This is a genomic window from Acidimicrobiales bacterium (genome assembly GCA_036491125.1).
Classification (GTDB): Bacteria; Actinomycetota; Acidimicrobiia; order Acidimicrobiales; family AC-9; genus AC-9.
In genome coordinates this window covers 1-2,311 of record DASXCO010000137.1, presented here as the reverse complement: position 1 = coordinate 2,311, position 2,311 = coordinate 1, and the positions used below count along the sequence as shown (strand labels likewise).

Annotated in this window: 2 protein-coding genes; one reads left to right on the top strand and one right to left on the bottom strand. The window is 67.3% G+C overall.

What is annotated here, in order from left to right; translation table 11 throughout:
* Positions 1 to 701 (bottom strand): NAD(P)-binding protein (locus tag VGF64_11300; protein HEY1635336.1); only part of this gene is annotated, 701 nt, incomplete at its 3' end.
* 72 nt (positions 702 to 773) lie between these two features.
* Between VGF64_11300 and VGF64_11295 the strand changes: the two genes are divergently transcribed.
* Positions 774 to 2,252 carry a hypothetical protein gene (locus VGF64_11295; protein ID HEY1635335.1) on the top strand — a complete coding sequence of 493 codons (1,479 nt, stop codon included), beginning with the start codon at positions 774 to 776 and terminating at the stop codon, positions 2,250 to 2,252.
* Positions 2,253 to 2,311: the final 59 nt, after the last annotated feature.

Genomic DNA, 2,311 nt, shown 5'->3' with positions numbered 1-2,311 from the left:
TTTTCGGCCTGGGTCAGGTAGTTGTAGTCGAGGGTGTTCTTGGACCCGTAGTTGCATCCGACATCGCACTCTCCGCATAACCGACATGTGTAGCGGGTCCGGCCGTGGAGGTTGTCGGTGGTGTCGCCGGCCTCGTCCACGATGGGTTCGCCAGTGACGGGTGGTCCCGTGCGGTTGGCGAAGGTGACGGCGAGATCCGGTAGGTACCATTCGAGCCCCGCCCGGCCCGCCGCTTCCCTCAAGGCTCGGGTCTTGAGCGTTCCCGCATATGGCTGCTCGTCCAGCGGGTACCGCTGTGGGGCGAGCATGGCCTCGACCTTGTCGTAATGGGGCTCGAGCTCGGCCCGGGTCACGGGCCAATCCTCGTAGCCGCCGCCCGGCAGGTCGCGAACGAACCACCTCTCGTCCTTGCGGATGAGCACGTTGGCGTAGATGAGCGAGCCGCCGCCCAGCCCGGCAGACACGAGGCTCTCGATGCCCCCGAAGTCCCACAGCTGGAACAGGCCCTGGCGGCCCTCGCTCGGGTCCCAGAAGTTTGCCCGCATCTCCCTGGGCGAGCGGGCGAACGATCCCGGGGGATAGCGCTTGCCTCGCTCGAGGACCAGTACGTGCCTCCCGGCGGCGGCGAGCCGGTAGGCCATGACCGAGCCGCCGAACCCCGAACCGATGACTACGGCGTCGAAATGCTCCTCGGGCGTCAAGCTCCCTCCCCCTTTGACCACGGCCGCCTCGTTAGCCTCTCGTGTTAACGCCGACGGTGCAAGGGGTGCGATATGCCGGACATCCGTTACGTCTGCCTCTCCGACATGCACCTTGGCGCCCAGAACAGCCTGCTCACCAATCTGGGCGCAGACGCGGTGACCCCGGAGCCGCTTCAAGCAAGTCCCCCGCTGAAGGCCCTCGTCGACTGCCTGGCCGCGCTGATCGGGCACAACGAGCAGCCGAGCATCAAGCCTGAGCTGATACTCAACGGCGATATCTTGGAGCTCGCCGTGGCCAGTGACGAGATCGCGGTGATGGCCTTCGAGCGGTTCGTGCAGCTCGCTCTCGACGAGCACGACCTGTTCGACCGGACGATCCACTACCTGCCGGGCAACCACGACCACCACCTGTGGGAGACGGCGCGGGAGCGCCAGTACGCCGAGTACATAGCCCGCCACGAGGCCGGGAGCCCGGTCGAGCCGCCCTGGCACGCCACCCACCTGTTCCCCGCCTACGATCAAGACCAGCGTCAGAAGCGTCGCGTCGAGGCCGAGCTGCTGAACGCGGTCGTCCGCAGGTTCCCACGCCTCCACGATGTAACCGTCGAGGTGCACTACCCGACCTTCGGGCTTCGCTCCAGAGAGGGTGGCGTCGTCGCCTTCCACCACGGTCACTACGCCGAGTCGATCTACCGCCTGATGAGCCGGCTCAAGGTCGCCCTCTTCCCGGGTTCGCAGACAGGCCCGGAGGCGTGGGACTGGGAGGCGGAGAACTTCGCCTGGATCGACTTCTTCTGGTCGACACTGGGGAGATCGGGGACCTGGGGGGCCGACGTGGGCCTTCTCTACGACATGTTGCAGGACGAGCGGGCCCTCCAAGCGGTGGGCCGGAACCTTGCCGACTCCGTCTCGGCCATGAAGTCGCGGACCGTCCCAAGGTTCGCGCGGCGCTGGACCGCCAGAGCGGTCATCCGCCACATCGCCAACCGAGTCGGCAGCCTCGAGCGGAGCCGGTCAGCGGACTCACGGCCGCAGCTGGACTCGCCCGTGCAGCTCACTCCAGCCGGGATTCGCGGCCTGAGCGAGCTCGTGGAAGGCCCCCTCGCCCAGCAGATCGCAGCGGACTGCGGAGGCGTGCCCGAGCAAGTCAGCTTCGTGTTCGGTCACACCCACAAGCCGTACGAGACGAGGTGCGCGTATGCCGGCTACCCAAGGGCGGTCGACGTGTACAACACGGGGGGGTGGGTCGTCGACACCCTCCAGCCCGAGGTCCAGCAGGGCGCCGCCGCGGTACTGATCGACGAGAACCTGCACGTGGCCACGTTGCGGATCTACAACCAGCAACGCAATCACGACTCGACGCCCGTGCGAATCAGCGCGCCCACGGCGAGTCCCTTCCTCGACCGCATCCGGAGCCTCGTCCACCCCGACGAGGAGCCGTGGGCCGGCCTCTCGCGGGCAGTATCGGTGGCCGCACCCCAGCGCTCCGCCGGGCTCCAGGCCATCATCGAGTCCGGCATCGCCAACGCTCGGTCACGGTCCTCGACATAGGGCGCCTTCGGTTCTCGTCGCTTCCGGATGACGCCCGCGCCATGATGGTTGTGTCGAAA